General features: G+C 73.3%; 21 protein-coding genes. 13 read left to right on the forward strand and 8 right to left on the reverse strand.

Annotated features, from left to right (window positions below; translation table 11 throughout):
• The first annotated feature begins 21 nt into the window (after positions 1–21).
• On the forward strand, positions 22–1,212 hold the full coding sequence (locus tag ACZ5NH_RS26685) for a damage-control phosphatase ARMT1 family protein (protein ID WP_468778678.1): 1,191 nt from the start codon (positions 22–24) through the stop codon (positions 1,210–1,212).
• Here ACZ5NH_RS26685 and ACZ5NH_RS26690 read toward each other — a convergent pair.
• Positions 1,205–2,467: a cytochrome P450 gene (locus ACZ5NH_RS26690; protein WP_468778679.1), complete on the reverse strand. Its 1,263-nt coding sequence runs from the start codon at positions 2,465–2,467 to the stop codon at positions 1,205–1,207. The two genes, ACZ5NH_RS26685 and ACZ5NH_RS26690, sit on opposite strands and share 8 nt — an antisense overlap.
• Complete coding sequence (locus tag ACZ5NH_RS26695) at positions 2,464–3,336, reverse strand: alpha/beta fold hydrolase (RefSeq protein WP_468778681.1); 873 nt, start codon at positions 3,334–3,336, stop codon at positions 2,464–2,466. The genes ACZ5NH_RS26690 and ACZ5NH_RS26695 overlap by 4 nt, the downstream gene beginning before the upstream one ends.
• A 95-nt stretch (positions 3,337–3,431) precedes the next feature.
• Here ACZ5NH_RS26695 and ACZ5NH_RS26700 point away from each other — a divergent pair, with 95 nt between their 5' ends.
• Both ACZ5NH_RS26700 and cyc2 read left to right on the forward strand, forming a co-directional pair.
• Positions 3,432–3,680: an LLM class flavin-dependent oxidoreductase gene (locus ACZ5NH_RS26700; RefSeq protein WP_468778683.1), complete on the forward strand. Its 249-nt coding sequence runs from the start codon at positions 3,432–3,434 to the stop codon at positions 3,678–3,680.
• Between the two features lie 52 nt (positions 3,681–3,732).
• Positions 3,733–5,895 (forward strand): germacradienol/geosmin synthase Cyc2, encoded by a 2,163-nt coding sequence (gene cyc2 / locus ACZ5NH_RS26705; protein ID WP_468778685.1) that lies wholly within the window; start codon positions 3,733–3,735, stop codon positions 5,893–5,895.
• A gap of 139 nt (positions 5,896–6,034) precedes the next feature.
• On the opposite strand, the gene ACZ5NH_RS26710 is transcribed toward cyc2, so the two are convergent.
• Entirely contained in the window at positions 6,035–6,757 is a 723-nt protein-coding gene (locus ACZ5NH_RS26710) for a CTP synthase C-terminal region-related (seleno)protein (RefSeq protein ID WP_468778686.1), read from the reverse strand.
• A gap of 94 nt (positions 6,758–6,851) precedes the next feature.
• Here ACZ5NH_RS26710 and ACZ5NH_RS26715 point away from each other — a divergent pair, with 94 nt between their 5' ends.
• The 4 genes from ACZ5NH_RS26715 (at position 6,852) to ACZ5NH_RS26730 (ending at position 10,845) form a co-directional block, all read left to right on the forward strand.
• Positions 6,852–7,718 (forward strand): LysR family transcriptional regulator, encoded by an 867-nt coding sequence (locus ACZ5NH_RS26715; protein WP_468778688.1) that lies wholly within the window; start codon positions 6,852–6,854, stop codon positions 7,716–7,718.
• A 159-nt stretch (positions 7,719–7,877) separates the two neighbouring features.
• Positions 7,878–8,462, forward strand: coding sequence for a PDZ domain-containing protein (locus tag ACZ5NH_RS26720; protein WP_468778689.1), 585 nt, complete (start codon positions 7,878–7,880; stop codon positions 8,460–8,462).
• 254 nt (positions 8,463–8,716) lie between these two features.
• Positions 8,717–9,844: an aminopeptidase P family protein gene (locus ACZ5NH_RS26725; protein ID WP_468778691.1), complete on the forward strand. Its 1,128-nt coding sequence runs from the start codon at positions 8,717–8,719 to the stop codon at positions 9,842–9,844.
• Between the two features lie 65 nt (positions 9,845–9,909).
• Entirely contained in the window at positions 9,910–10,845 is a 936-nt protein-coding gene (locus ACZ5NH_RS26730) for a phosphotransferase family protein (RefSeq protein ID WP_468778693.1), read from the forward strand.
• Between the two features lie 79 nt (positions 10,846–10,924).
• Here the strand turns inward: ACZ5NH_RS26730 and treZ are convergent, their stop codons facing one another.
• Complete coding sequence (gene treZ, locus ACZ5NH_RS26735) at positions 10,925–12,670, reverse strand: malto-oligosyltrehalose trehalohydrolase (RefSeq protein WP_468778694.1); 1,746 nt, start codon at positions 12,668–12,670, stop codon at positions 10,925–10,927.
• Positions 12,671–12,861: 191 nt separating this feature from the next.
• Between treZ and ACZ5NH_RS26740 the strand changes: the two genes are divergently transcribed.
• Together ACZ5NH_RS26740 and ACZ5NH_RS26745 are read left to right on the forward strand one after the other, a co-directional pair.
• The gene (locus ACZ5NH_RS26740) at positions 12,862–13,413 is read left to right on the forward strand and encodes an FHA domain-containing protein (protein ID WP_451557700.1); all 552 of its coding nucleotides are present in this window, start codon (positions 12,862–12,864) and stop codon (positions 13,411–13,413) included.
• A gap of 110 nt (positions 13,414–13,523) precedes the next feature.
• The gene (locus ACZ5NH_RS26745) at positions 13,524–13,937 is read left to right on the forward strand and encodes an SSI family serine proteinase inhibitor (RefSeq protein WP_468778696.1); all 414 of its coding nucleotides are present in this window, start codon (positions 13,524–13,526) and stop codon (positions 13,935–13,937) included.
• 35 nt (positions 13,938–13,972) lie between these two features.
• Here ACZ5NH_RS26745 and ACZ5NH_RS26750 read toward each other — a convergent pair whose 3' ends face one another.
• Together ACZ5NH_RS26750 and lpdA are read right to left on the reverse strand one after the other, a co-directional pair.
• A complete protein-coding gene (locus ACZ5NH_RS26750) occupies positions 13,973–15,223 on the reverse strand; it encodes a M14 family zinc carboxypeptidase (protein ID WP_468778698.1) in 1,251 nt (416 codons plus the stop codon).
• 138 nt (positions 15,224–15,361) lie between these two features.
• Positions 15,362–16,909, reverse strand: coding sequence for a dihydrolipoyl dehydrogenase (lpdA, locus tag ACZ5NH_RS26755; RefSeq protein WP_468778700.1), 1,548 nt, complete (start codon positions 16,907–16,909; stop codon positions 15,362–15,364).
• 96 nt (positions 16,910–17,005) lie between these two features.
• On the opposite strand from lpdA, the gene ACZ5NH_RS26760 reads away from it, so the two are divergent.
• Positions 17,006–17,908 carry a LysR family transcriptional regulator gene (locus ACZ5NH_RS26760; protein ID WP_468778702.1) on the forward strand — a complete coding sequence of 301 codons (903 nt, stop codon included), beginning with the start codon at positions 17,006–17,008 and terminating at the stop codon, positions 17,906–17,908.
• A 26-nt stretch (positions 17,909–17,934) separates the two neighbouring features.
• On the opposite strand, the gene treY is transcribed toward ACZ5NH_RS26760, so the two are convergent.
• Both treY and glgX read right to left on the reverse strand, forming a co-directional pair.
• A complete protein-coding gene (treY, locus tag ACZ5NH_RS26765) occupies positions 17,935–20,310 on the reverse strand; it encodes a malto-oligosyltrehalose synthase (protein WP_468778704.1) in 2,376 nt (791 codons plus the stop codon).
• 195 nt (positions 20,311–20,505) lie between these two features.
• Positions 20,506–22,617 (reverse strand): glycogen debranching protein GlgX, encoded by a 2,112-nt coding sequence (gene glgX, locus ACZ5NH_RS26770; RefSeq protein ID WP_468778706.1) that lies wholly within the window; start codon positions 22,615–22,617, stop codon positions 20,506–20,508.
• Positions 22,618–22,813: 196 nt separating this feature from the next.
• Here glgX and ACZ5NH_RS26775 point away from each other — a divergent pair, with 196 nt between their 5' ends.
• The 3 genes from ACZ5NH_RS26775 (at position 22,814) to ACZ5NH_RS26785 (ending at position 26,340) form a co-directional block, all read left to right on the forward strand.
• Positions 22,814–23,617, forward strand: coding sequence for a Tat pathway signal sequence domain protein (locus ACZ5NH_RS26775; RefSeq protein WP_468778708.1), 804 nt, complete (start codon positions 22,814–22,816; stop codon positions 23,615–23,617).
• Positions 23,618–23,665: 48 nt separating this feature from the next.
• Positions 23,666–24,985, forward strand: coding sequence for a copper amine oxidase (locus ACZ5NH_RS26780; protein WP_468778709.1), 1,320 nt, complete (start codon positions 23,666–23,668; stop codon positions 24,983–24,985).
• A gap of 116 nt (positions 24,986–25,101) precedes the next feature.
• A complete protein-coding gene (locus ACZ5NH_RS26785) occupies positions 25,102–26,340 on the forward strand; it encodes an SAV2148 family HEPN domain-containing protein (RefSeq protein ID WP_451553193.1) in 1,239 nt (412 codons plus the stop codon).
• Positions 26,341–26,358: the final 18 nt, after the last annotated feature.

Consider the following 26,358-nt stretch of genomic DNA (forward strand, 5'->3'; position numbering starts at 1 on the left):
CCACGCGATACGGTGACGGACATGCCCTCCACCTCGTTCGCACCCGTGATCCTCGGCAACGAACCCGGCTCGTTCCCGCACAGCGTGCTGGCCGAGCGGCACCCCGCGATCATCAGCCGGGTACGGGACGCCTTCCCGTACGGCCCCGGGCAGCACCGGGCGCTGGACGAGCTGCTGAAGAGTTGCACCGAGGGCACGGTCCAGCCGCTGCCCGCCGACGCCCCGGACCGGGACCGGTGGCAGGACTGGGGCCTGGCCGGCTGTGCCGGGCTCTCCTGGTACGACGTGCCGTGGCTGTGGTCCGAGAGCTACTTCTACCGCCGGCTGCTGGACGCCGTCGGCTGGTTCGGCCCCGGCGCCTGGCAGGGCATCGACCCCTTCCGCCCGTTCAAGCGCGCCGAACTCGACGCGCCGGAGACGGAGGGGGAACTGGCCGCGCTGGACGCCCTGCCCGGCCTGCCGGAGGAGGAGCGGGCGCGTGCCCTGCTGCACGGCTCGCTGTGGGGCAACCGGGCCGACCTCGGCTTCCGGCTCTCCGCCGAGGGCGCCGAGGCCCTGGACCCGGCCCCCGCGCTGGTCGCCGACGACAGCGCGGCCCTGTGGTCGCTGCTACCGCCCGGCAACGCGGCCACGCTCGTCCTGGTCGCGGACAACGCGGGCCGCGAACTCGTCCCGGACCTGCTGCTGCTCGGCCACCTTCTCGCCGAGGGCCGGGCCGCGCGGGCGGTGCTGCATGTCAAGCCGTATCCGTACTACGTCTCCGACGCCACCACTGCCGACGTCGTCGACGCGCTGCACCGGCTGCGGGCCGCGTCCGGCGCGGCCGCCGAGTACGCGCGCGTGCTCTGGTCGGCCATGGCCGACGGCCGCCTCACCGTGCGCGCACACCCGTTCTCCTGCGCCCCGCTGCCGTATGCGGAGATGCCGGACGACCTGCGCGCCGAGTTCGCCGCGGCCACCCTGACCGTCTTCAAGGGCGACCTCAACTACCGGCGTCTGGTGGGCGACCGGCTCTGGCCGCCGACCACGCCCTTCCAGGAGACGACCGCCTACTTCCCCGGCCCGGTCGCCGCACTGCGCACCCTGAAGTCGGACGTGATCACCGGCCTGTCCGCGACGACCGAGGCCGCGCTGGTGGCCACCGAGGACGGGCGCTGGCGCACCAGCGGCACGCACGCGCTGATCCAGGTGTCGGGCGCCGACCTCAAGTGACCCGCACAGGCAGTGACTTGATGCCGTTGATGAAGTTCGAGACGAGACGCCCGGCCGGTGCGGCGAGCCGCGGCTCGGGGAGCACACGCAGCACCTCCTCGTGGAGCAGCCGCAGTTGCAGCCGAGCGAAGTGGGCGCCCAGGCAGACATGCGGGCCGTCGCCGAAGGACACGTGCGGGTTGGGGGAGCGGGCGAGGTCGAGCCGGGCCGGATCGGTGAAGACCCGCTCGTCCCGGTTGGCCGAGGCGTGGAAGACCACGACCTTGTCCCCGGCCCGGATCCGCCGACCCGCCAGTTCCGTGTCCCGTGCGGCGGTCCGGCGGAAGGTCAGCACGGGCGGATGCCAGCGCAGCAACTCCTCCACGGCGGTGGCGACTTCGATCTTGCCCGCGCGCAATGCCGCGTACGCCTCCGGGTGTTCCGCCAGTGCCAGCAGCCCGCCGGGGGCCGCGCTGCGCACGGTGTCGTTGCCCGCGACGGTGAGCAGGAAGAAGAACATCTCCAGTTCCCCGTCGGCGAGTTCGGGATCCTGGGCGAGCGTGGTCATGATGTCGTCGGCAGGATGCCGTCGTTTGTGTGCGGCCAGCTGTCCGGCGTAGGCGAACATGTCCTTCAGCATCGCGGGGGACCGGGGATTGACCGGCTTGCCCGCCTCGTCCAGCACCGCCGGACCGGCCTCGTCCGGGTCCTGGTAACCGATGACCCGCTGCGTCCAGTGCAGCAGCAAACGCCGGTCGCTCTCCGGCACGCCCAGCAGATCCGCCAGGTTGAGCAGGGCGTACTCGTCGGTGACGGTGGCCACCAGATCGACCGTGCCGTCCCCTTCCCGCGCCTGCCCGAACGCCCCGTCGAGCAGGGTGCGCGCCCGCTCCCGGGCGACGGCCGCGAACCGGTCGACCCGGCCCGGGGTGAAGGCCCGGCTCACCAGCCGCCGCAACCGCCCGTGTTGGGGCGGATCCTGATTGAGCATCATGCGCCGGATGAACGGCAGATCCTCCGGATCCGGGTCGCGGATCTGGGTCGCGCCGAGATGCGAGGAGTACGTCGTGGCGTCCTTCAGCACCCGGACGACGTCCGCGTGCCGGGTCACCGCCCAGAAGCCCGGCCCGGCCGGCCAGCCCAGCACCTCCGGCTCCTCCTGCCAGACGACCGGATGGCGGTCGCGCAGCAGCCGGTAGTCGTCGTGCGGCACACCGACGGCGTACCGGCGCGGGTCGAACACGTCGGGCACCGGCCGGGTCTCACGCACGCTCACGCCGGCTCACTCGCGTCGGCGTGGGGCACGGCGGCCGCCGGGTCCACGGCGGGCGCCGGGTCCACGGCGGGCGCCAGGTCTTCGGCGTCCGCCGGGCTTTCGGCGTCCGCGCGCAGGAAGTCCTCGACCACGCGGATCAGGTCCAGCGGGGCCTCGTCCATGGCGTAGTGCCCGGCGAACGGCAGTGCCACGAGCTCGGCACGCGGATACCAGGACATCCAGGTCTGCCGCATCACCTCCGGCGACAGGGCCGGGTCCAGCTCCCCGGCCACGGCGAGCGCGGGAACCTCGCTGCCCGCCACGTCGGCGTGGAAGTCCTCGCCCGCCCACGAGTCCAGCCAGGCCCGGAACGCCTTCGCGTCGCTGCGCTGCAGCGAGCGGGCGACCATCCGGTCCAGCCAGGCGGCGGGACGCCGGCCCCCGGTGGTGAGGTCGAGGATCGCGCGCCGGTTCTCCGGCTTGTACGCGGCGTCCGTGAACAGCGTGCCCTGCCCGTCGGCCAGCGGCACCCCCGAGGCCGGCACCGGGGAGACGCCCACCATCCGGCGCAGCCGGTCCGGGACCGTGGCCGCAAGGCGCTGTGCCACCGCGCCGCCCATGGAGTGCCCGATCACCGAGAACCGGTCCCAGCCCAGCCGGTCGGCCAGCTCCACCAGGTCCCCGGCCGCCTCGGCCGTCGTGTACGCGCCCGCCGCGTCCCGGGCCTCGCCGTAGCCGCGCAGGTCGACCAGCACGTAACTGAAGGCAGTGCGGTCGAGATCCGGCAGGACGGCGGCGTAGGCGGACCGGTCGGCGAACCAGCCGTGCACGGCGAACACCTTGTGGGCGCCGTCGCCGTGCACCTCATGGGGCAGCACAAAGGAGGTCATGCGCCTACCGTGGCCCGCGCGCGGGGGCACGGCAAGGGCCCGGAGGTGGCACAGGGGCGGGGGCGGCGGTGTTGCCCCGGGCCGGAGACGTCGGGGTGAGCCCGGCGCCGCTGGTCCTGCTCTTCGCGATGGCCGGCGCGACCCGGAGGATCCGGTTGGTCACCAGCGTCCTGGTGACGGCGCTGCACGACCCGGTCCTCCTCGCCCACCAGACCGCCACCCTCGACCAGCCCTCCCAACGGCCGACTCGGAAGCGCCGCGGAACTTCTGCCGCCCCGGTCGTGAACGCCCGAGGCAGGCGGCGGGAGTTCCCCGATTCAGGGGCGGTTCACGCGATGGTGTGATCATGTCCCGCACGGCGGATGGGCGTCGGAGACCGCGGGTAGGGCCCCGGCCATGACGCAGCCGTTCCAACTCCCGCACTTCTACATGCCGTATCCCGCGCGGCTCAACCCGCACCTCGACGAGGCCCGCGCCCACTCGACCGAGTGGGCGCGCGAGACGGGCATGCTGGAAGGCTCCGGGATCTGGGAGCAGGCCGACCTGGAGGCGCACGACTACGGACTCCTGTGCGCCTACACCCACCCCGACTGCGACGGCCCGGCTCTCTCGCTGATCACCGACTGGTACGTGTGGGTGTTCTTCTTCGACGACCACTTCCTCGACATGTACAAGCGCACCCCCGACCGCGCCGCAGGAAAGGCCCACCTCGACCGCCTGCCGCTGTTCATGCCGCTCGACCCGGCGACCCCCGTGCCGGAACCGGAGAATCCCGTCGAGGCGGGGCTGAAGGACCTGTGGGCGCGCACGGTGCCGTCGATGTCCGTGGCCTGGCGCCGCCGCTTCTCCGTGGCCACCGAGCATCTGCTCAACGAGTCGATGTGGGAGCTGTCGAACATCAACGAGGGGCGGATCGCCAACCCCGTCGAGTACATCGAGATGCGCCGCAAGGTGGGCGGCGCCCCCTGGTCGGCCGGGCTCGTGGAGTACGCGACCGCCGAGGTGCCCGCCGCCGTCGCCGGCACCCGGCCGCTGCGGGTCCTCATGGAGACGTTCTCCGACGCCGTCCACCTGCGCAACGACCTGTTCTCCTACCAGCGAGAGGTCGAGGACGAGGGCGAGAACAGCAACGGCGTGCTGGTGCTGGAGACCTTCTTCGGCTGTACGACCCAGGAGGCCGCCGAGACCGTCAACGACATCCTCACCTCACGCCTGCACCAGTTCGAGCACACCGCGCTCACCGAAGTCCCCGTCGTGGCGCTGGAGAAGGGGCTCACCCCGGACCAGGTCGCCGCGGTCGCCGCGTACACCAAGGGACTGCAGGACTGGCAGTCCGGCGGCCACGAATGGCACATGCGCTCCGGCCGCTACATGAACAAGGGGGCGCGGCCCGGCTCGCCCTGGCAGCTGCCGAGCGGCCCCGGCGTCTCGGCCGCCGACGTCGGCGCACTCCTCGCCGCTGCCGCGCAGGAACGCCTGCGCGCCTACACCCACCTGCCGTACCAGAAGGTCGGCCCGTCCGTACTGCCCGAGTTCCACATGCCCTACCGGCTCGGACTGAGCCCCCATCTCGACGCCGCGCGCCGCAACCTCGTGGACTGGTCGCACCGCATGGGCATCCTGGAGGAGGGCGTCTGGGACGAGGACAAACTCGCCGCCTACGACCTCGCGCTGTGCTCCGCCGGCCTGGACCCGGACGCCACGCCCGAGGCGCTCGACCTCAGCGCCCAGTGGCTCGCCTGGGGAACCTACGGTGACGACTACTACCCGCTGGTCCACGGCCACCGCCGGAACCTCGCCGCCGCCCGGCTGACCACGGCCCGGCTGTCGCGGTGCATGCCCGTCGAGGGCGAGCCGGCCCTGGTCCCGGCCGACGCGATGGAGCGGGGGCTGACCGACCTGTGGGCGCGGACGACGGCCGGCATGACCGCCGACCAGCGGCGCACCCTGAAGGCCACCGTGGACACGATGACCGAGAGCTGGGTGTGGGAGCTGTCCAACAAGCTGCAGAACCGCATCCCCGACCCGGTCGACTACCTGGAGATGCGGCGCGCCACCTTCGGCTCCGACCTCACCCTGAGCCTGTGCCGCATGGGTCACGGCCCCGCCGTCCCGCCGGAGGTGTACCGCAGCGGCCCGGTCCGCTCCCTGGAGAACGCCGCCATCGACTACGCCTGTCTGGTCAACGACATCTTCTCGTACCAGAAGGAGATCGAGTTCGAGGGCGAGATCCACAACTCCGTCCTGGTGGTGCAGAACTTCTTCGGCGTCGACCACCCGACCGCCCTCCGGGTCGTACACGATCTGACGACCCAGCGCATGCAGCAGTTCGAGCAGGTCGTGGAGCACGAACTGCCCGCGCTCCACGACGACTTCCAGCTCTCGGAGGCGGGCCGGGCCGCCATGGAGGGCTATGTCCTCGACCTGCAGAACTGGATGGCCGGCATCCTGAACTGGCACCGGAACGTGGACCGCTACAGGGCCGAGTGGCTGGGGCGCCGCGCACACGGCTTCCTGCCCGACCGGGCCCCGGCGCCGCCCGTCCAGCTCGTCGGCTGACCGCGCCGCTCGCCGGCTGACCGAGCCACTCGTCAGCCGGACTCGCCGAACCGCTCGGCCGGCTCCCCGGCGGCCCTGTCCAGCGCCGTGCGGGCCGCCCCGCGCAGTTCGGCCTCGGCGGACCTTCTCGTGGAGCGGGTCACGCCGGCCGGGCGAGCCCGGACACCGCGTGGCCGACCGCGGCTCGCGCCAGGGCCCGGATCATCGGGTGCGGGCGCGAGCCGTCGCCGGACAGCTCCGGCTGGAACAGGGACGCCAGGAAGAAGGGGTGGCCGGGCAGTTCGACGACCCGCACCTGACCGTCCTCGTCGTGCCCGGAGAACCGCAGTCCGTGGGCGCGGAGCGTGTCGAGGTGGCGGGAGGGGCCGTAGGCGCAGAAGTACCGCTCGACCGTGCGCCGCGAGCCGATCACGGACTCCGCCAGCGAGCCCGGCTCGATCGTCACCGCCGCCTCATGGCCGACCAGCGAGCAGGCCAGCGGCTCGATGAGCGGGTCGGCGGCGTCCGGGTCGTTCTCGGCGTGCGCCACCTCGGTCAGTCCGCACACATCGCGGGCGAACTCCAGCAGCGTGTGCTGGAAGCCGCCGCACGTGCCCAGGAACGGAATGCCCTCCTCGCGCGCCGTGCGCACGGCCGCGAGGACACCGGCCTCGCTGCGGTACGGGCTGCCCGGCAGCACCCACACGGCGTCGAAGCCGCGGACCGCGTCCTCGGCCGCGGCGTCCTCGGAGGAGATCCAGTACGCGTCCAGGACCAGCCGGTCGCGTTCGGCCAGGGTCTCCAGCAGAAGCGGCACGCGCGTGTGCGACAGGACATGCGGCGAGCGGTCGCCGACCAGGGCGACGGTTGCGTTGTTCGTCATGGCCGCCATCCTCCGGGCCGGCGTCAGTTCACGTCCAACGATGATTCCTGCACTGTCGATAAGCGCAGCTGATGGTGATGGGATCCTGGGCCGTATGGACCCGCATCTGCTGCGCACCTACGTCACCGTGGCCCGCCTCGCCTCCTTCTCGGAGGCCGCCCGCGAGCTGGGCTACACCCAGTCCGCGGTCTCCCAGCACATCGCCGCGCTCGAACAGGACCTGGGCGCATCCCTGCTGACCCGGCGGCCGGTCGCGCCCACCGCGGCCGGCGAGCGGCTGCTGGAGCACGCGGCCCCGCTGCTGCTGCGGCTGGACGCGGCCCGCGCCGACATCCTCCGTATGGCCGCCGCACCCCAGCGGGGCCTGACCCTCGTCACCACCCCGACCGCGCTCGGTGCCGGTGTCCTCGCCGCCCTCCCGCCGGCCGGCGTCACCCTGCGTGTCCTCACCCGCGAGGAGATCCCGGCCGCCGTCGCCATCGGCACCGCCGATCTCGGCCTCGTCGACGGGCTCGCCGCACCCAGCGACCCGCTGCGCCTGCCGGACGTGGCGCCGCTGACCACGCACGGCCTCGCCGAGGAACCCGTGAGCGTCCTGCTGCCCGCCCGCCACCCCCTCGCCGCGCGGGCCGGCCTGCGCCTCGACGACCTCGCCGACGCCCGCTGGCTCGACGCGCCGGACGCCGCCCTCCCGCTCGACCAGCTGCGCGCCGCGACCGGCGGCCGCGCGTTCCGCTCCGCCCTGCGCTACGAGGGCACCGATCTGCGCGCCCTCACCGCCCTCGCGGCCGCGGGACACGGCCTCGTCCTGCTGCCCCGGTCGGCCGTCACCGCCGTACCCGACGCGGTCGCCGTCCCGCTCACCGCGCCCCGGGTCGTCCACCGCACGGAACTCGTCCACGGCGGGAGTCCCGGGGCAGCGGCGCAGGAGGTGGTGCGGAGGCTGGTGGGAACGGTGTGATCACCGCCTCGCGCGGAGGGCGTGGTGGTCCGGGCGCTCCCCTGGCGCCGCCTCTTCAGGCCATGGCTACCCTCCGCCACGCTCCGGCCATTCTCACTCGTTCGTGTCACGTCGCGGCCCGGCGTCCCGGGTAGAGCACCAGCCGGAGGCGAGCGAACCATGGAACAGACTGCGTTGCGTCCCAAGCCGATGCCCGGTCAGGACCCACGGGAGGGCGGCACCACCGGCCCGCCCCACCGCCCGCACGCCGTGCCACGGCGCGGACGGCGGCTGCGGACCCTGCTGTTCGTCCTGTGCGCCGGCACCCTGCTGGTGCTGTCCGGCGTCGGCATGGGCACCGTCGGCGCCACGGTGATCGGCATGAGCAGGCTCGCCGAGCTGCAACGCCAGGCCCCGCCGAGCGCACCCCCGGCCAGGGGCATGTCCACCGTCCCCGCCGCCCCCGGCGCCACCCCGAGCCCCGCCCCTGCCGCCGCGACCGGGGCGACCCTGGGCGTGGAGGTCGTCGACGCCGAGAAGGCGGGCGCGCTGGTCGTGGGCGTGCATGTGCCGGGCCCCGGCTACGCGGCCGGCCTGGTCCGCGGGGACGTGCTGCTGCGGTTCGGCTCCGCGCGCGTGGACACCGCCGCCGACCTCGCCCGGGCCGTCGCCCAGGCCCGCCCCGGGAAGCAGGTGCTCCTCACCGTGCGTCACAGCGGCGGGGTCTGCCAGCAGTTGACGGTCGTACCGGGCATGGCGACCTGAGCGGGCCGGCGCGGGCCCGTCTCAGGACACTTCGGCGGGCCGGCGCGGCCACCGGCCCACGACCTCTCGGTCACCCCGGGAAACCCGCTGGTCACCGTGCGCCCCGCGCGCCATGATGGCCCCATGCCGAGTCCCTTCCGAGCCGACCGCGCCCTGCGGGGAGCACCGGCGATCGGCTCGCGTGACCCTGTCCGGCCGGGCAGGATGCTGCCCGAGACGCCGTCGCCCGTATCCCCACCCGCCCGGAGGCCCGGATGACCGGTAGTACGCCCGCGCTCTTCACCGCCGCCGACTACAGGGCCCGCATGGAGCGTGCCGCGCGCTCCGCGGCCGACGCCGGCCTCGCGGGGCTGCTCGTGGCACCGGGACCCGACATGGTCTGGCTCACCGGCTACACGCCCACCGCCGTCACCGAACGGCTCACCGTGCTGGTCCTCACCCCTGGCCGGGAGCCCGTGCTCGTGGTGCCGACCCTGGAGGCCCCCGACGCCGAGCACGCGACCGGCGCGTCCGCGCTCACCCTGCGCGACTGGACCGACGGCAAGGACCCCTACGCCGTCACCGCCGCCCTCCTCGACGGCCACGGCCGGTTCGGCATCAGCGACAACACCTGGGCCATGCACCTGCTGGGCCTCCAGCGGGCCCTGCCGGACACCTCCTACGCCTCTCTCACCGACGCCCTCCCCATGCTGCGCGCCGTCAAGGACGCCGCGGAACTGGAACTCCTCGCCGCCGCCGGAGCGGCTGCCGATGCAACGTTCGAGGAGATCCGCAAAGTTCCCTTCGCCGGCCGCCGCGAGTCCGACGTCGGCCACGATCTCGCCGGCCTGCTGCGCCGCTTCGGCCACGAGCAGGTCGACTTCACCATCGTCGGCTCCGGCCCCAACGGTGCCAACCCGCACCACGAGGTCGGCGACCGCGTCATCCGGCGCGGCGACATGGTCGTCCTGGACTTCGGCGGCCTGAAGGACGGCTACGGCTCCGACACCACCCGTACGGTCCATGTGGGCGAGCCCACCGAGGAGCAGCGCCGGGTGCACGACATCGTGCGCGAGGCCCAGGAGGCGGGCTACCAGGCCGTACGGCCCGGGGCGGCGTGCCAGGACGTCGACCGCGCCGCCCGCGCGGTGATCACCGACGCCGGATACGGCGAGTACTTCATCCACCGCACCGGGCACGGCATCGGCGTCACCACGCACGAGCCGCCGTACATGATCGAGGGCGAGGAACAGCCCCTCGTGCCCGGGATGTGCTTCTCCGTCGAGCCCGGCATCTACCTGCCCGGCCGCTTCGGGGTGCGCATCGAGGACATCGTCACGGTGACGGAGGGCGGCGGCCGCCGCCTCAACAACACCACGCACGACCTGGTCATGGTGGACTGAGAGAGCACTGAGCTACTCCGCAGACACACCCGCGACGGACATTCAGGAACGGCGACGCGCGACCCATGACCCAGGCACCGACACCCACCGCGGACACCGTCCGCAGACTGGTCCGTTCGCTGCTCAAGGAGGGCGGCGACGACACCGCGGGCCCCGATGTGCGGCCCGTGACGGAGGGCCGTGCGTACACCTGGTGGGTCGGCACCCGCCATGTGCTCCGCCTCGCCCCCGACCGCGAGGCCTCGGTAGGGCGCCGCCGGGAACTACGCCTGCGCGACCTGCTCCGGCCGCACCTGCCCGTCGCCGTCCCCACCAGCGTCGCGCACGGCGACTGGGCGCCCGGCCTCGCCTACACCCTGGACACCAAGGTGCCCGGCGGCACCGCCGACGAGCACGACGTCTCCGCTGTCGGCGAGGCCGACCTCGCCGGGCTGCTCACCGGGCTGCGCGCGGTGCCCGCGCGGCAGGCCGAGGCGCTCGGCGTGCCGCGCACCGCCCCGCGCTCCCTGGAGGCGCTGCGCCGCATGGCCGTGCACGCGGCCGAACGGCTCGCCGCCGCCGACGAGTTCGACGCCGCCCGGATGCACCAGCTGACCCCGCCCGGCGCGGCCCAGCTCGCCGCGCAGCCCGGCACCGCCGTCCTCACCCACCACGGTCTGACCGGCGAGCACGTGGTGGTCAGCGCCGACGGGCGGGTGCGCGGCATCCTGGACTGGACCCGGGCGGCCCTGGGCGACCCCGCCGAGGACATCGCCGGCCTGGCCCTCGCCGTCGGCTCCCCGGCCGCCGTCCGCGCCGCCACCCTCGCCGGCTACGGCACCCGCCCCTGCCTGCGCGGCCTGTGGCTCGCCCGCTGCGACGCCGTCATCCACCTCGCCGGCCACCTGGAAGGCCGCGCGGGCGGTTCCCCGGCGCTGCTGCGGACGCAGCTGCGGCGCGCGTGGGAGCCGATCCTCCTGGAGCGGTTGTCGGACTTCAAGGAGGACGGGCCGGAGCCGTAGCGCACCGGCTCCGGCCCGCCGCGGGGCGCACAACGGGGGCGCCCGCGCGGCGGGAGTCGCAGACCGGGCGCAGACCCGCTCAGGGCTGCGCCAGCACCACGCACGACTCCCCGGGCACCTGGAGCACCCCGTCCGGGCCCGGAAGCTCCACCGGCTCCCAGGCCGCCAGGACCACCGCGGGGCGGGTGCCCAGCGGGATCGCCGCCGGGGCCTTGCCAAGGTTCACCACCACCCGTACGTCACCGCGCCGGAAGGCCAGCCAGCGGGCGTCCTCGTCGTACGCCACCTTCGTGTCGGCCAGGTCCGGGTCGGTGAGGTCCGGCTGCTCGTGCCGCAGGGCGATCAGCCGGCGGTACCAGGCGAGCACGCGCGCGTGGGGCTCGCGTTCCGGTTCCGACCAGTCCAGGCAGGACCGCTCGCGGGTCGCCGGGTCCTGCGGGTCCGGTACGTCCTCCTCGGCCCAGCCGTGCGCCGCGAACTCCCGCCGCCGGCCCCGCCGTACCGCCTCGGCCAGCTCCGGATCGGTGTGGTCGGTGAAGAACTGCCACGGCGTGCCCGCCGCCCACTCCTCGCCCATGAACAGCATCGGCGTGAACGGCGAGGTCAGCGTCAGCGTCGCCGCGCAGGCCAGCAGACCGGGGGAGAGACGGGCGGACAGCCGGTCGCCCTGGGCGCGGTTGCCGACCTGGTCGTGTGTCTGGCTGTAGCCGAGCAGCCGGTGCCCGGCCACCCGCGCGCGGTCCAGCGGCCGGCCGTGGTGCCGGCCGCGGAAGGCGGAGTACGTGCCGTCGTGGAAGTAGCCACCGGTGAGCGTCTTGGCCAGCGCGGCGAACGGTCCTTGCGCGAAGTCCGCGTAGTAGCCCTGCGACTCACCGGTCAGCGCGGTGTGCAGCGCGTGGTGGAAGTCGTCGTTCCACTGGGCGTGCAGCCCGAGGCCGTGCTCCGCGCGCGGGGTGATGACCCGCGGGTCGTTCAGGTCCGACTCGGCGATCAGGAACAGCGGCCGGCCGAGCTCCTCGGCCAGAGCGTCCACGGCCGTCGACAGCTCCTCCAGGAAGTGGCACGCGCGCGTGTCGTACAGCGCGTGCACCGCGTCCAGCCGCAGCCCGTCGATCCGGTAGTCCCGCAGCCACGCCAGCGCGCTGCCGACGAAGAACGCGCGCACCTCGTCCGAGCCGGGCCCGTCCAGGTTCACCGCCGAGCCCCATGGCGTGTGGTGGGCGTCGGTGAAGTACGGCCCGAAGAGCGGCAGATAGTTGCCCGACGGCCCCAAGTGGTTGTGCACGACGTCCAGCACGACACCCAGACCGAGTTCGTGCGCCCGGTCCACGAATCGTTTCAGCGCCTCCGGGCCGCCGTACGGCTCGTGCACCGCCCACGGCGACACCCCCTCGTAGCCCCAGCCGTGCCGGCCGGGGAACGGACACACCGGCAGCAACTGCACGTGGGTGACGCCCAGTTCCACCAGGTGCTCCAGCCGGGCCGCCGCCGCGTCCAGGGTGCCCTCCGCGGTGTACGTGCCCACGTGCATCTCGTACAGCACGGCACCCGGCAGGCCCCGCCCCGCCCACTCGGTGCGCCACGCGTGGCGCCCGTGGTCCACGACCGCGCTCAGCCCGTCGGGTCCGTCCGGCTGGCGGCGTGAGCGCGGGTCGGGCCGGACGGGGCCGTCGTCCAGCGCGAAGCCGTACCGGGCGCCGTCCCCGGCCTCCGCCTCCCCCGTCCACCAGCCCGCTCGCTCGGTATCGCGCGCCAACGCGCGCGTGCCGCCCTCGCAATGGAGCGTCACTCGGTCTGCCTGCGGTGCCCACACCTCGAACTGCACGGACGGTTCCCCTTCGTCTGTGATGTCTCGCCTGCTCACCGTGATGTCCCGCGCTCCCATCGTGCCCGCCGGGACGATCAATCCGCCTTCGAATCCGTCCTTTCCCGGTGGGTGTCGCGGAAGTACCCGCAGATCGGCGTCGATTCCCCGTCTTCTGGACACCCGGGGTTCACTGCCCGACAATCACCTGCGTGACGTCGTCCTTCGAGTTCTCCACGTACCCCGCGCGGCTGTCCGACGCGGAGCGCGACAAGGCGCTGCAGGTGCTGCGTGACGGCGTCGCCATGGGCCGGCTCTCGCACGACACGTTCGTGCGCCGCATGGAGCTGGCGCTGGCCGCCCGCCGCGCCGACGAACTGGCCGCCCTCGTCGCCGACCTGCCCCGGGAGAACCGCTTCTCCCGCGCGGTCCTCGGCACCGTCGAGGCCGTCTCCGGGTTCACCGTACGGCTGCGCCGGGCCTGGCAGGCCGAGCGGTTGCCCAAGCTGCTGCTGCCGCACCCGGCGCGCACCCATCCGCTGCGCATCGGCCGCGACCCGGCCAACGGGCTGCGCCTGAACCACGACACCGTCTCCCGCGTGCACGCCGAGCTCAGCCGGCAGGGCGGCGTGTGGGTCCTCAGGGACCTCGGCTCCACCAACGGCACCACCGTCAACGGCCGCCGGGTGATCGGCGCGGTCGTCGTCAGCGAGGGCGACCAGGTCGCCTTCGGCAGGATGGCGTTCCGGCTCGCCGCGAGCTGAGCGGCGCCGGCCGGTCCCGTTCGAACGGATGCTCCCGGCACGGGCGCGTGGGGTCCCGATCGGGTGAGCCGGGCTGGGGAACGCGCGCCGGCGTGCCGATGCAAGGGGGCATGACGTACTTCACCAGAGCGACAGCGGCGGGCGGCGTCCTGCTGGCGGCCGCCGGGCTCCTCGCCGCGGGCCCGGCCCACGCGGCGTCCCGCGATCTCCTCCCCGGCAACTGGCTCCACCTCACCGTCACCAAGGGTGAGGCGAGTCCGGGCGGCGCCCGGGGCACCCTGCTGTTGTGCGACCCGCCCCTGGGCCAACGGCACGCGGCCGAGGCCTGCGCCGAACTCGCCGCCGCCGACGGAGACATCGGCCGCGTCCCGCCCAAGAGAGTCTTCTGCCCGATGATCTACGCCCCGGTGACCGCCCACGCGAGCGGCCGCTGGAACGGCCGGCCGGTCCACTTCCGGCAGACGTATGCCAACACGTGCGTCATGAAGGCGCGGACCGGCGCGGTGTTCGCCCTGGACGGCTGACCACCGATCAGGTGGGCGGTGGGGGCCCAGCCGGCTCACACCGCCCGCTCCCGGGCCTGCTGCGCCGCCACCAGCACCGTCCGGGACTGGTGCTCCACCTGATGCTCCAACGGCACCCAGCGGGCCCGGAAACGGGCCGCGAAGGCGTCGCACCAGTCGGCGACGAGCTGCTCCAGCCGCGGCGCCGCCAGGTCGTCCGTCTCCCGCAGCACCCGCAGCAGCATCGCCGCCGCGCGCAGCGGCAGCCGCCGCCCGAAGGCGTCCACACTGCCGACGTACGCCATCGTCGTGGCGGCCGGCGGGGTGTGGGTCCAGTCCTCGGCCAGACCCGGGATCAGCTCCAGCCCCCAGCGCGCCGCCCGCAGCAGCGGGCCGTCCGCGCCGTCGAGGCGGGGCAGCGCCTCGGCGAGGATCCGCTCCACCTCCAGCGAGTCCCGCAGCAGCCGCTGCGCCAGGCGCCGCATCGCCGCCGCCGGAGCCGGGTGCGGCGCCGGATCGTCCACCAGGTCGCTCGCCCACATCGGCACCTCCACCACGGCCGTCAGACCGCCGTAGCGGTGCGCGTGGTACCAGGTGCTGTGCCGGGCGTCGTCCGGCATGCTCGGATAGGCCACGCCCGTCTCCGGGCCGGGCATGACATGCACCCCGGGGCCGGAGGCCGGCCAGCCGGCGGCGTCCGAGGCGCCCGTCTCCACCGGGATGTGCAGCTGCGCCGCGGACTTGGCGAACGGCTCCGCGAGCCCCGGCACGTCCCTGGTCAGCTGCACCCAGCTGCCGCCCAGGTCCGTGCCGTGCAGGGTCACCTGGAGGTAGGGCCGCAGCTCGTCGATCACCCCGGTCAGCGCCCGGGTCTCGGGCGGCAGCCGGTCCGGGGGCAGCACGGACGGCGACCACTCCGGCTGCTCGGCGCCCGTCGGCCGGTAGAAGCCGAGGTGGTAGTCGAGCAGGCTGCGCGGCGCCGGCGTCACGTGCAGGCTCGCGCCGTCCGGATCCGCACACAGCAGGAAGTGCCAGGACGTGTTCGTCCGCAACTCCCGCTCGGCCAGTACGCGTTCGGCCAGCACCCGCAGGGTGGAGCCCCCGGTCGGCTCGTTGGCGTGGGCGCCGGCGACCACCAGCACCGCCTGCCGGGCGTGCCCCACCGACAGCAGGTGCAGGGGTCTTCCCGCGCGCGAGACGCCCACCCGCCTGAGCGAGCACAGCCCAGGTTCCTGAGCGGCCAACGCCTTCGCGGAGGCGATCAGTTCGGGAACGCTGGGGTAGCGCAGCTCCGGCAGAAGACTCACCCCCGACTTGTTCCGCCCGGCTTCGCCCTCCAAGTCCCGCACGAGAAGGGTGAACTGTCAAGGATTCGGCGGGGGAGGCTCCCGGGGGCGCCCGGGCGGGATCCCGGGGGCGCGGCGGGCGCGGTGCGTGCCGTGCGTTCACTGCTGGTGCAGGCCGCGTCCCGCGAGCGTCAGGAACACCTCGCCCACCGCCTCCGACAGCGTCGGATGCGCGTGCACATGCCGGGCCACGTCCGCGGGCTCGGCGTCCCAGCCGACGACCAGCTGGCTCTCGGCGATCATCTCCGACACGTTCGGGCCGACCAGGTGCACGCCGAGCACCGGCCCGCCGGCCTCGGCGACGACCTTCACCATGCCGCCCTGGCCGTGCACCATGCCCTTGGCCACCGCCGTCAGCGGCATCGTGTTCACCTCGACCGCACGCCCACGCGCGCGTGCCTCCGTCTCGCTCAGCCCCACCGAGGCGGTCTGCGGCGAGGAGTACGTCACCCGGGGCACGGCCGCATAGTCCACCGCGGCCGACGGCAGGCCCGCCAGGGTCTCGGCGACCAGCATGCCCTCCGCGAACGAGGCGTGGGCGAGGCCCAGGGAGGGCGGCGGCAGCAGGTCCCCGACGACATGGATCCCCGGCACGGCCGTCTCCAGCCGGTTCCAGTCCGCCGGTACGACGAATCCCCGCTCGTCCGTCGTGAGGCCGGCCGCGGCCAGGTCCAGGTCCTCGGTGACCGGCGCCCGGCCGACGGCCACCAGCAGCCGCTCCGCCTCCACCGCGCGTGTCTCGCCCCGCCCGGTGCGCACGCGCGCGCGTACGCCGTTCTCCAGCACCTCCGCGTCCAGCAGCCGCGCGCCGGCCTGCACATCGATCCCGCGCTTCTTCAGCCCGCGCGTCAGATGCCGGCTCACATCGGCGTCCTCCAGCGGAACGATCCGGTCCGCGGCCTCGACCAGGGTGACCTTCGCGCCCATCGACCGATGGAAGGAGGCGTACTCCACACCGATTGCGCCCCCGCCCAGCACCAGCACGGACGCGGGCAGCCCCGGCGCGAACAGCGCGTCGTCGCTGGTCACCACCCGCCGCCCGTCCGGTTGGAGCTGCGGGAGCGTGCGCGGTCGCGAACCGGTCGCGAGCACGATGCCCCGGCGCGCCCTGAAGTCGTGAACGCCCGGCGCGGATTGCGGCTGTACGCCGGGCGCGGGATCGGTGAGCGGGCGTGTGGCAGAGGCGTGCGCGCCCGGCGCGTACATGCTCTGCGTCCCCAGCGCGGAATCCGCGCGCACGCCCTCCACGTGCACCGTGCGCGCCCCTGTCAGCCGTGCGCTGCCCCGCACCACCCGCACGCCCGCGTGCGCCAGATGCGCCTCGACCCCCTTGTGGTTGCGCGCCACGATGTCGTCCCGCGTGGCCACCAGCGCCGCCCAGTCGACCGAGTCCAGCGTGGCCTTCACGCCCCACCGCTCGCGTGCCTCGGCGATGCCGTCGACCAGTTCGGCGGCGTGCAGCATTGCCTTGCTCGGGATGCAGCCCCGGTGCAGACAGGTTCCGCCGACCTTGTCGCGTTCGACGAGGACCACGTCAAGACCCAGCGCGGCGGCGCGCAGGGCGGTGCTGTAACCGCCCGTGCCGCCGCCGATGACGATGACGTCCGCTGTGTTCGTGGCCTGTGTGCTCATGCCCCGTGTGCTCATGCCCCCACCCTCCGCTTGCCCTTTGCCATGAGTCCAAGGCAATGTTCTTGTGGAAGCCATGCAGGATGCTTATGAGGAGCGAGGGAGGGCGCGGAGTTGAGCCTGCGGCAGATGGAGTACTTCGTGACGGTCGTCCAGGAGGCGTCCTTCACCCGCGCGGCGGACGCCCTGCACGTCACCCAGCCCGCGCTCTCGCACCAGATCAAGGCCCTGGAGAAGTCGGTCGGCGGCGCCCTGCTGGAGCGCATGGCCCGCGGTGTGCGCCTCACCCCGATGGGGCGGGCCTTCCTGCCGCACGCCGAACTCGCCGTCCGCAGCGCCGCGCAGGCCCGCCGCGCGGCCCGCGCCACCGTCGGCGCCGAGGGCGGCGAACTGCACGTCGCCACCCTGCACTCCCTCGCCGTCGGCGTCCTGCCCGATGTCTTCGCCCGCTGGCGCACGGACCATCCCCGGGTTCTGCTGCGGCTGCACGAGTACGCCACCGCCGAGGCGCTGGAGGAGGCCGTCCTGCGCGGCACCGCCGACCTCGCCTTCGGCCCGGAGCCCGCCGACCCGCCGGGCACCGTCGTACCGGTCGGGGAGGAGGAGCTCGTCCTGGTGGTCCCGTTCGACGACCGGCTCGCGGGTCGTACGACGGTGACGCTGCCCGAGCTCGCCGACCGCGCCTGGGTCCGCTGTGCGCTGGAACCCGTCGTCCACGGCGAGCGCTTCCTCGACTGGGCGTGCGGGAAGGCCGGGTTCCGGCCGCGGACCGCCGTGTGGACCGAGCACACCTCGACAGCCGTACGCATGGCCGCCGCCGGGGTCGGCGTGTGCGCCGCGTCCGCCGACGTCGTGCGCGGGGCCGTGGGCGAGGACTGTGTGATCCTCACCCCCGACCCGGCCTGGAAGCGCCCCCTGACCGTCTACGCGCGCGTGCCGCCCACCGGCGCCGCCGAGGCCTTCACGGACCTCCTGCGCGCCACCTGGGCCGCCCCGGGAGCCCCTCCGGTCCGTTGAGGCTCCTCAGCGTTCCGCCCTGCCGCTCACCCCTCGGCGACCCGCTCCAGCAACGCCACCGGCAACCGGTCGAAAAGGTCCGCCACGCGCGCGTCGCCGGTGAACTCCCGCTCCGGGGCCAGCACGTCCGCCCACCGTCCGGGCGGCAGTGCCAGCCGGGTCTCCCGCCAGCCGCCCGCCTCCGCGAGCCGCAGCGACAGCCGGGTCACCGCCGTCACCACCTCGCCGGAGCGCGCGAACGCCACACAGTGCCCGGCCGCCGGGCCCTCGGCGGTCAGCGGATCGTACGAGGCCGCCGCGCCGAAGGCGCCGGGACGGCGGGCGCGCAGCCGCAGCGCCGCCGCCGTCAGGGCGTCCTTCTCGCCGGGCACCTCGGGCGGGAACGCCACCGGACGCCGGTTGTCCGGGTCCACCAGAGCCCGGTACTCGCCCTCCGTGCCCTGGTACACGTCCGGCACCCCGGGCATCGTCAGATGGACCAGGGCGGTGCCGAGCACATTGGCCCGGATGTGCGTCTCCAGCGCCTTGCGGAAGGCCGCCACGCGCTCGCCCGGCGGCCCGCACGGCCCGGCCGCGACGAACGAGGCCACCGCCTCCTCGTACGGCGGCTCCTGCTCCGTCCAGCTGGTGTAAATGCCCGCCTCGCGCACGTGCTTCAGCAGCGCCTGCTGCACCCGCTCCTCCTCGGCGGGCCCCAGCCCGAACACCGTCTGCCAGGCCGCCCAGGCCAGCTGGCCGTCCGGGACGCCCACGCCCTCCTCGGGCCGGTTCACCTCGGCCAGCAGCTCCGCCCACCGGCCGGGGCACTCGGTGAGCACGGCCAGCGCCGCGCGTACGTCGGCGCTGCGCTTGGTGTCGTGCGTGGAGACCACCGTGCCGGTGGCCGGCCAGTCGCGCTGCACGCGCGCGCAGTACGCGTGGAAGTCCTCCGGGGGCACCCCCGGCCGGCCCGGATCGCCGCCCACCTCGGTCGCCGACAGCAGCGGCACATAGCGGTAGAACGCCGTGTCCTCCACCGACTTGGCGCGCAGCGCCGACGCGGTCTGCGCGAACCGGGTGCGGAACTCCACCCGGTCGGCGTGGTCCGGCGCCGACGGGTCACCGGGGGACTCGACCAGCAGCCGGCGCACGATGTCGACGGCCTCCGCCTCCTCGGGCACCACGAACGCGAGCCGGGCTTCCTCGGCGGCGTCCTCGGTGACGACGGCGGCCGCGTCACCGGAGGCGTACGGCCGGTACACCCGCATCCGCACCAGCAGCTCCTCCACGGCCGTGCGCAGCGCCCAGGGAGCCCGGTCGCGCAGGCCGAGATCCGGCGAGGACGCGCACAGCCGGGTGGCCACCCGGGTGAGCCGGTCGGCCTCGGTGGCCAGCTCGTGCGTGAGCACCTTGTAGGCGGCCCGCCGTGCCGTCGCCTCCCAGTTGCCGCCCCGGTCCGTCTGCGGCGCCGCGAACGCCCGGTAGCGGCCCAGCAGTTCGTACGCCCCCGTCTGGTCGGTGAACAGGCCGTCGACCTGGCGCAGGGCGTCGTAGCCGGTGGTGCCCGCGACGGGCCAGGACGCCGGCAGCCATTCGCCTTCGGCGAGGATCTTCTCGACCACGGTCCAGCGCCCGCCGGTCGCCTCGTGCAGCCGCGCGAGGTAGGCGTCGGGGTCGGCGAGCCCGTCGGGGTGGTCGACGCGCAGCCCGTCGAGCACGCCCTCGTGCAGCAGCTGGAGGATCTTGGCGTGGGTGGCCTGGAACACCTCCGGGTCCTCCACGCGCAGCCCGATCAGCTCCGAGATGCTGAAGAACCGCCGGTAGTTCAGCTCGGTGCGGGCCAGCCGCCACCACACCGGGCGGTACCACTGGGCGTCCAGCAGCTCCGGCAGCGGCAGGCCGTGGGTGCCCTCGCGCAGCGGGAAGGCGTGCTCGTGGTAGCGCAGCACGTCGCCGTCCACCACGAGGTGCTCCAGCTGCGAGCCGACCGGACCGCCGAGCACCGGCAGCAGCAGCCGTCCGTCCTGCGCCTCCCAGTCGATGTCGAACCACCGGGCGTACGGCGAGTCGGGGCCCTCGCGCAGCACCTCCCACAGGGCGTGGTTGTGCCGGGGCACCACGGCCATGTGGTTCGGCACGATGTCGGCCACCAGGCCCAGACCGTGCTCCCGCGCGGTCCGCGCCAGCGACCGCAGACCCTCCTCACCGCCCAGTTCCTCGCGTACGCGCGCGTGGTCCACCACGTCGTAGCCGTGCAGCGAGCCGGGCACGGCCTCCAGGACGGGGGACAGATGCAGATGCGAGACGCCGAGCGACGCCAGGTACGGTACGGCCGCCGCGGCGGCGGCGAACGGGAACGCGGGCTGGAGCTGCAGCCGGTAGGTGGCGGTGGGCACCTCCGGTGCGAGTCGCGCAGAAGTCATGGAAACCTACGTACCCAGCCCGCCGCCTTTCGTGTCATCGGCCCCCGAACGGACCCATGCTCGCCCCGAACGGCTCATGCTCGCCCCTTCCGGCCGACTCGCCCCTTCCGGCCGACGCGGCGAAAACGTCCTCCACGCACGCGTACCGGACAGGCAGCCCCGCCGACGGGGGCTGCCGCCGCGCGCGGACCCCGGCTACGTCGGCCGCTGCAGCACCGTCAGGCTGCGGTCGGGCAGGGTGAGCCGGTCGCCCGCGCCGACCTTCGGTCCGGATCCCGGTGGCACCCCGTCCGGACGGGCCGTGTCGACGATGACCTGCCACTGCCTGCCGTGGTTGACCGGCACCAGGAAGTCCAGCGGCTGCGGGGAGGCGTTGAACATCAGCAGGAAGGAGTCGTCGGTGATGCGCTCCCCGCGCGGGCCGGGCTCGGAGATCGCGTTGCCGTTCAGGAACACTGACAGCGCGGACGCCCGCGCCGAGTCCCAGTCCCGCTGGGTCATCTCCGCGCCCTCCGGAGTGAACCAGGCGATGTCGGACAGCTCGTCGTGGGTGCCCTCCACCGGGCGGCCGTGGAAGAAACGGCGCCTGCGGAAGGCCGGGTGGTCGCGGCGCAGCCACACCATCGCGCGCGTGAACTCCAGCAGGTCGCTCTCCGGCTCCTCCGGCCAGTGCACCCACGACAGTTCGCTGTCCTGGCAGTAGGCGTTGTTGTTGCCCTGCTGGGTGCGGGCGAACTCGTCGCCGTGGCTGATCATCGACACGCCCTGGGACAGCATCAGGGTGGCGATGAAGTTCCGCATCTGCCGGGCGCGCAGCGCGAGCACGTCCGGGTCGTCGGTCTCGCCCTCCGCCCCGCAGTTCCAGGACCGGTTGTGGCTCTCGCCGTCCCTGTTGTCCTCGCCGTTGGCCGCGTTGTGCTTGTCGTTGTACGAGACCAGGTCGTGCAGCGTGAAGCCGTCGTGGCAGGTCACGAAATTGATGGAGGCCAGCGGCCGGCGTCCGTCGTCCTGGTACAGATCGGACGATCCGGTCAGCCGGGACGCGAACTCCGCCAGCGCCCGCGGCTCGCCCCGCCACAGGTCCCGCACGGTGTCCCGGTACTTGCCGTTCCACTCGGTCCACAGCGGCGGGAAGTTGCCCACCTGGTAGCCGCCCTCACCCACGTCCCAGGGCTCCGCGATCAGCTTCACCTGCGAGACCACCGGGTCCTGCTGCACCAGGTCGAAGAACGACGACAGCCGGTCCACCTCGTGGAACTGCCGGGCCAGGGTCGCCGCGAGGTCGAAGCGGAACCCGTCGACGTGCATCTCGGTGACCCAGTACCGCAGCGAGTCCATGATCAGCTGGAGCACGTGCGGGGACCGCATGAGCAGCGAGTTCCCGGTGCCCGTGGTGTCCATGTAGTAGCGGGGGTCTTCGGTGAGGCGGTAGTACTGCCGGTTGTCGATGCCCTTGAAGGACAGCGTCGGGCCCAGATGGTTGCCCTCGGCGGTGTGGTTGTAGACGACGTCCAGGATGACCTCGATCCCGGCCTCGTGCAGCGCCCGGACCGCCGACTTGAACTCCAGCACCTGCTGGCCGCGGTCGCCCCAGGAGGCGTACGCGTTGTGCGGGGCGAAGAAGCCGATGGTGTTGTAGCCCCAGTAGTTGCTCAGTCCCATGTCGACCAGCCGGTGGTCGTGCACGAACTGGTGGACCGGCATCAGCTCCAGAGCCGTCACCCCGAGCTTGGTCAGGTGCTCGATCAGCGCCGGATGCGCCAGCGCCGCGTAAGTGCCGCGCAGCTCCTCCGGCAGTCCGGGATGACGCATGCTCAGGCCCTTGACATGGGCCTCGTAGATCACCGTGTGGTGGTACTCGGTGCGCGGTGGCCGGTCGTCGCCCCAGTCGAAGTAGGGGTTGATCACCACCGAGGCCATGGTGTGCGGGGCCGAGTCCAGGTCGTTGCGGCTGTCCGGAGCGCCGAAGTGGTAGCCGTACACCTCCTCGCCCCACCGGACCGTCCCGCTGACCGCCTTCGCGTACGGGTCGAGCAGCAGCTTCGCGGAGTTGCAGCGCAGTCCGCGCCCGGGGTCGTACGGGCCGTGCACCCGGAACCCGTACCGCTGCCCCGGCATCACGCCCGGCACGTACGCGTGCCGCACGAACGCGTCGGTCTCGCGGAGTTCCACCGCCGTCTCCGAGCCGTCGTCGTGCAGCAGACACAGCTCTACTCGGTCCGCGGCCTCCGTGAAGACCGCGAAGTTGGTTCCGGCGCCGTCATAGGTGGCGCCGAGCGGATACGCCTGTCCAGGCCAGACCTGCATGGCTATGACTCTCCCAGGTGTGCCGCCGCCCCGGGGCCGCGTTTGCGCCCGAGTCGCCCCGAATCGACGGAACTTCATGTGTCTTGCGTCCCTCTTACCCACCGACCGGCGCACACGGCGGCTCTCGTACCGGCCGTGTGCCGAACCAGTGGGGCAACACGTACTCCCGGAGCACCGCGGGGAGCAGGGGGACAATGTGCGTGAGACAGTGCATCGCCATCTGGGCAAGTTAGTGGCGGGAGTGGCCCTCGCGACGGTGGGGACCGCCGCGATGGTCGCCATCACCCTGCCGGGCACGGCGGGGGCCGACACCCCGGCGGGCGCGCGAGGCGCCGGTGCGCGGGCCGGGCAGGGCCCGGACGCGGTCCGGCCCGGGGTCGTCGAACAGGCGCCCCCCGAGCGCGGCAGGGGCACCGGCCGGGATCCGCTCACCGACGACGAGATCCGGCGGGCCGGGAAGGCAGCCCTGAACCAGCAGCTGCTGACCACGGGCGAGAACGTCGACGGCGGCCGCGGACCGCAGCGCCTGAGCGTCGACCTCGCCGAACCCGAGCCCGGCGAGGCGGACGACCCGCACGCGCCGCGACGGGCCGACATCGCCTTCTACGACTACAGGAACGACACCCTCGTCACCAGGACCGTCGACCTGGACACCGGCAAGGTCGAGCGGGCCGGCACCCAGCGCGGCGTCCAGCCGCCGCCGAGCCGGGACGAGAACACCGAGGCAGCCCGGCTTCTGATCGCCTCCCCGCTCGGCGCGGGCCTGAAGGCGGACTACAGGGACGCCACCGGCAAGCAGCTCACCTCCCCGGACCAGCTGCTGCTGAGCGGCGGCATCTACCGGGCCGCTCCCGGCGCCCGGCCGGCGGTCCTCGGCCAGTGCGGTCTGCACCGGTGCGTCCGGCTGTTCACCAAGGTCAGGAATGGCCCGTGGATCGACACCAGGTCTCTGGTGATCGACCTGAGTGTGCGCAAGGTCGCGGCCCTCGACCGCGGCTGACCGAACGTTTCCCCAGACCTGTATCTCCTGACAGGGAGCCATTTCGTCATGCCCGAGTACGGAATCCGCCGGGCCCGCGGAGCCGTGGCCGTCGGTCTGACCGTGGCCGCGCTGGCCGCCGGCGCGACGACCGCCGCCGGACCGGCCGCCGCCCGGCCGGCAACGGCCGCCGCCGCGCCCGCCGCCGACTGCAGCCCCGCCTATCGGATCGAGCAGAAGCTCTCCGGCGGCACGACCTGGCGCATGTGCTGGCACTACGACAGCAAGGCCGGTCTCGTCCTGGAGGACATCAGCTACCAGCCCAAGGGCGAACCGAAGCCCATCAAGGTCCTGAACAGCGCCCGACTCGCCCAGATCCATGTCCCCTACGACGACGGCAGGAACGAGTACAGCGACCTGACGGACGAGGACTTCGCCCAGTCGCTGCAGAACCTGTCGCCCGCCGAATGCCCCGGCGGCACCATCAAGACCGTCCAGGTCCCCGACGCCGTGGACCCCCAGCACCCCGACGTCAAGGGACTGTGCACGACCACCCGTGCCCGCGGCCACGCCTACCGCATGCGCGACTTCGGCACCGACAAGGTCCACCAGGCCCAGGGCCAGGACTTCCTCGTCTACACCGTCAACCAGGTCGGCTGGTACGAGTACATCACCGAGTGGCGCTTCCAGGACGACGGCCTGATCGCCATGAACGTCGGCGCGACCGGCAGCCTCTCCTGGGACGACTACGACTCCGGCGACGGACGCGGCTGGCCCATCGGCAAGGGCGCCAGGGCCTATGCCACCAGCCACAGCCACAACGTCTTCTGGCGGCTGGACTTCGGCCTCGACGGCTCGTCGAAGACGAAGGTCGAGCAGTACGACTCGACAGTCAGCCCGCGCACCGGCGGACAGCAGGGCCCCACCACGAAGACCGCGCGCACCGAGGTGGGCAGGGAGCTCGCCGGCGACCTGAAGGACTACCGCTGGTGGCGGGTGGTCAGCGCGACCGGCAACAACAAGGACGAACACGCACGTTCGTACGAGATCCTCCCCGGACCCACCACCAAATACCCCGGCCGCGGCTTCACCGGGCACGACCTCTACGTCACCGAGTACAACCCCTGCGAACTGTTCGCCAGCAACAACCCGAAGTGCGACCGCGGGCACCCCGCATCCGTCGACCGATGGGTCGGCGGACAGACCCTGACCCACCCGGTGATCTGGATGAATGTCGGTTTTCACCACATCGCGCGGGACGAGGACCAGCAGCCCATGCCGGTGCACTGGCAGGGCTTCGCCATCGCCCCCCGGGACGTGACCGCTATGAATCCGCTCACTCCGGGTGACCTGGCATGGCAGAACGGTCATTGGGAACCGCGCAGTTGACGAGAACAACCGGGAAACCGACCTGTCCATCCGGCTGCACCGCCCACCCCTCGCGGAGTACCCTTCCTTGATCGTTGAGACGGGAAAGGCCCGGGGGATCGGAAGGCGGTGCGCGGGTGGGCTCGGGAGGCCTGGAGCTGCCCCCTGGTGACGAGGGTCACGAGGGGAACTCCACAGACGTCCCGCCCGGCGCGGTGTCCCTGGCCCGCCCGATGGACGCGGGGTCCATCGGGCCGGAGCTGGACTGGGACGCCGATGCCTGGCGCGAGGTGCGCACCCGCGCCCAGCGGGCCGGCCGGGCCTACATCTGGCTGAACCTCGTCGAGCAGCGGCTGCGCGCGGTCGTGGCCGCAGTACTGCGGCCCATCTACGAACCCGTCCACGGGGACGACTGGGTGGTCGCCGCGGCCGGCCCGGCCGGGCAGGAATGGGTGCAGCGCGCGGTCGCCGTCCGTGAGGTCAGCCGTCGAAAGGGCTACTTGCTCGACCCGGCCGACGACAATGTGCTCAGCTTCCTCACCCTTCCCCAGCTGCGCGAACTGATGGTGCAGCACTGGCCGTGCTTCGAGCCGTACTTCGACGAGCGCCGCGACCTCGAACTCGCCCTGGACGAGCTGGAGGTGACCCGAAATGTCGTCTCCCGCAACCGGGCGCTGTCCGAGGCGGTCCTGAGCCAGGCCGAGCGCGCCTCCGCGCGGCTGCTGGAGACGCTCGGCGCGGGCGGTGACGTCCCCTCGGCGCGCCGGCTGCCCGTGGACGCGGTCGAGGACCTGGTCGGCGACCGGTACGCGGATGTCGTCGCGGTCCACCCCGACCGGGTGCGGCTGATGCGCCAGTTTCCCGCCGAGGACCTGTTCGGCGGCGCCCGCCGGCTCGACGCCATCGGCATCGGCCTGAACCTGCTCGTGCAGAACTTCTCCGGCCGCCGTCTGGTCCGGCTCGCCGAGACCGGCTGCCGGGTACGGCTGCTCTTCCTCAACCCCGCCTCCAGCTCGGTCAAGCGCCGCGAGCGCGAACTCGGGATGAAACGGGGTGAACTGAGCCGGTCCGTCGAGATGAACATCCTGCACATGCGCCGGGTCCGCGCCCGGCTGCGCGACCCGGGTGCCTTCGAGATCCAGGTCTACGACGAGACGCCGCGCTTCACCGCCTACCTGGTGGACGCCGACGGCGCCGACGGCATCGGCGTGGTGCAGTCCTATCTGCGAGGCGCGCGGGGGATGGAGTCGCCGGTACTGGTGCTGCGTAACGGCAGCAAGCTGGTCAAGTCGGACGACGTGGGTGAAGCGGGTCTCTTCCCGACATACCGCGAGGAGTTCGAGCTCGCCTGGGCGGATTCGCGCCCCGTGTCCTGAACTGTCCGCCGGCGCAAG

This window comes from Streptomyces sp. NPDC031426, from assembly GCF_055581585.1.

Excerpts from the sequence above, each read along its gene's own strand:
- ACZ5NH_RS26710 (WP_468778686.1), bottom strand. The coding sequence starts at position 6,757 with ATGACGAACAACGCAACCGTCGCCCTGGTCGGCGACCGCTCGCCGCAT.
- ACZ5NH_RS26695 (WP_468778681.1), bottom strand. The coding sequence starts at position 3,336 with ATGACCTCCTTTGTGCTGCCCCATGAGGTGCACGGCGACGGCGCCCAC.
- glgX (WP_468778706.1), bottom strand. The coding sequence starts at position 22,617 with ATGCAGGTCTGGCCTGGACAGGCGTATCCGCTCGGCGCCACCTATGAC.
- ACZ5NH_RS26725 (WP_468778691.1), top strand. The coding sequence starts at position 8,717 with ATGACCGGTAGTACGCCCGCGCTCTTCACCGCCGCCGACTACAGGGCC.
- lpdA (WP_468778700.1), bottom strand. The coding sequence starts at position 16,909 with ATGAGCACACGGGGCATGAGCACACAGGCCACGAACACAGCGGACGTC.
- ACZ5NH_RS26720 (WP_468778689.1), top strand. The coding sequence starts at position 7,878 with ATGGAACAGACTGCGTTGCGTCCCAAGCCGATGCCCGGTCAGGACCCA.
- ACZ5NH_RS26745 (WP_468778696.1), top strand. The coding sequence starts at position 13,524 with ATGACGTACTTCACCAGAGCGACAGCGGCGGGCGGCGTCCTGCTGGCG.
- ACZ5NH_RS26730 (WP_468778693.1), top strand. The coding sequence starts at position 9,910 with ATGACCCAGGCACCGACACCCACCGCGGACACCGTCCGCAGACTGGTC.
- ACZ5NH_RS26780 (WP_468778709.1), top strand. The coding sequence starts at position 23,666 with ATGCCCGAGTACGGAATCCGCCGGGCCCGCGGAGCCGTGGCCGTCGGT.
- ACZ5NH_RS26715 (WP_468778688.1), top strand. The coding sequence starts at position 6,852 with ATGGACCCGCATCTGCTGCGCACCTACGTCACCGTGGCCCGCCTCGCC.
- cyc2 (WP_468778685.1), top strand. The coding sequence starts at position 3,733 with ATGACGCAGCCGTTCCAACTCCCGCACTTCTACATGCCGTATCCCGCG.
- ACZ5NH_RS26685 (WP_468778678.1), top strand. The coding sequence starts at position 22 with ATGCCCTCCACCTCGTTCGCACCCGTGATCCTCGGCAACGAACCCGGC.
- treY (WP_468778704.1), bottom strand. The coding sequence starts at position 20,310 with ATGACTTCTGCGCGACTCGCACCGGAGGTGCCCACCGCCACCTACCGG.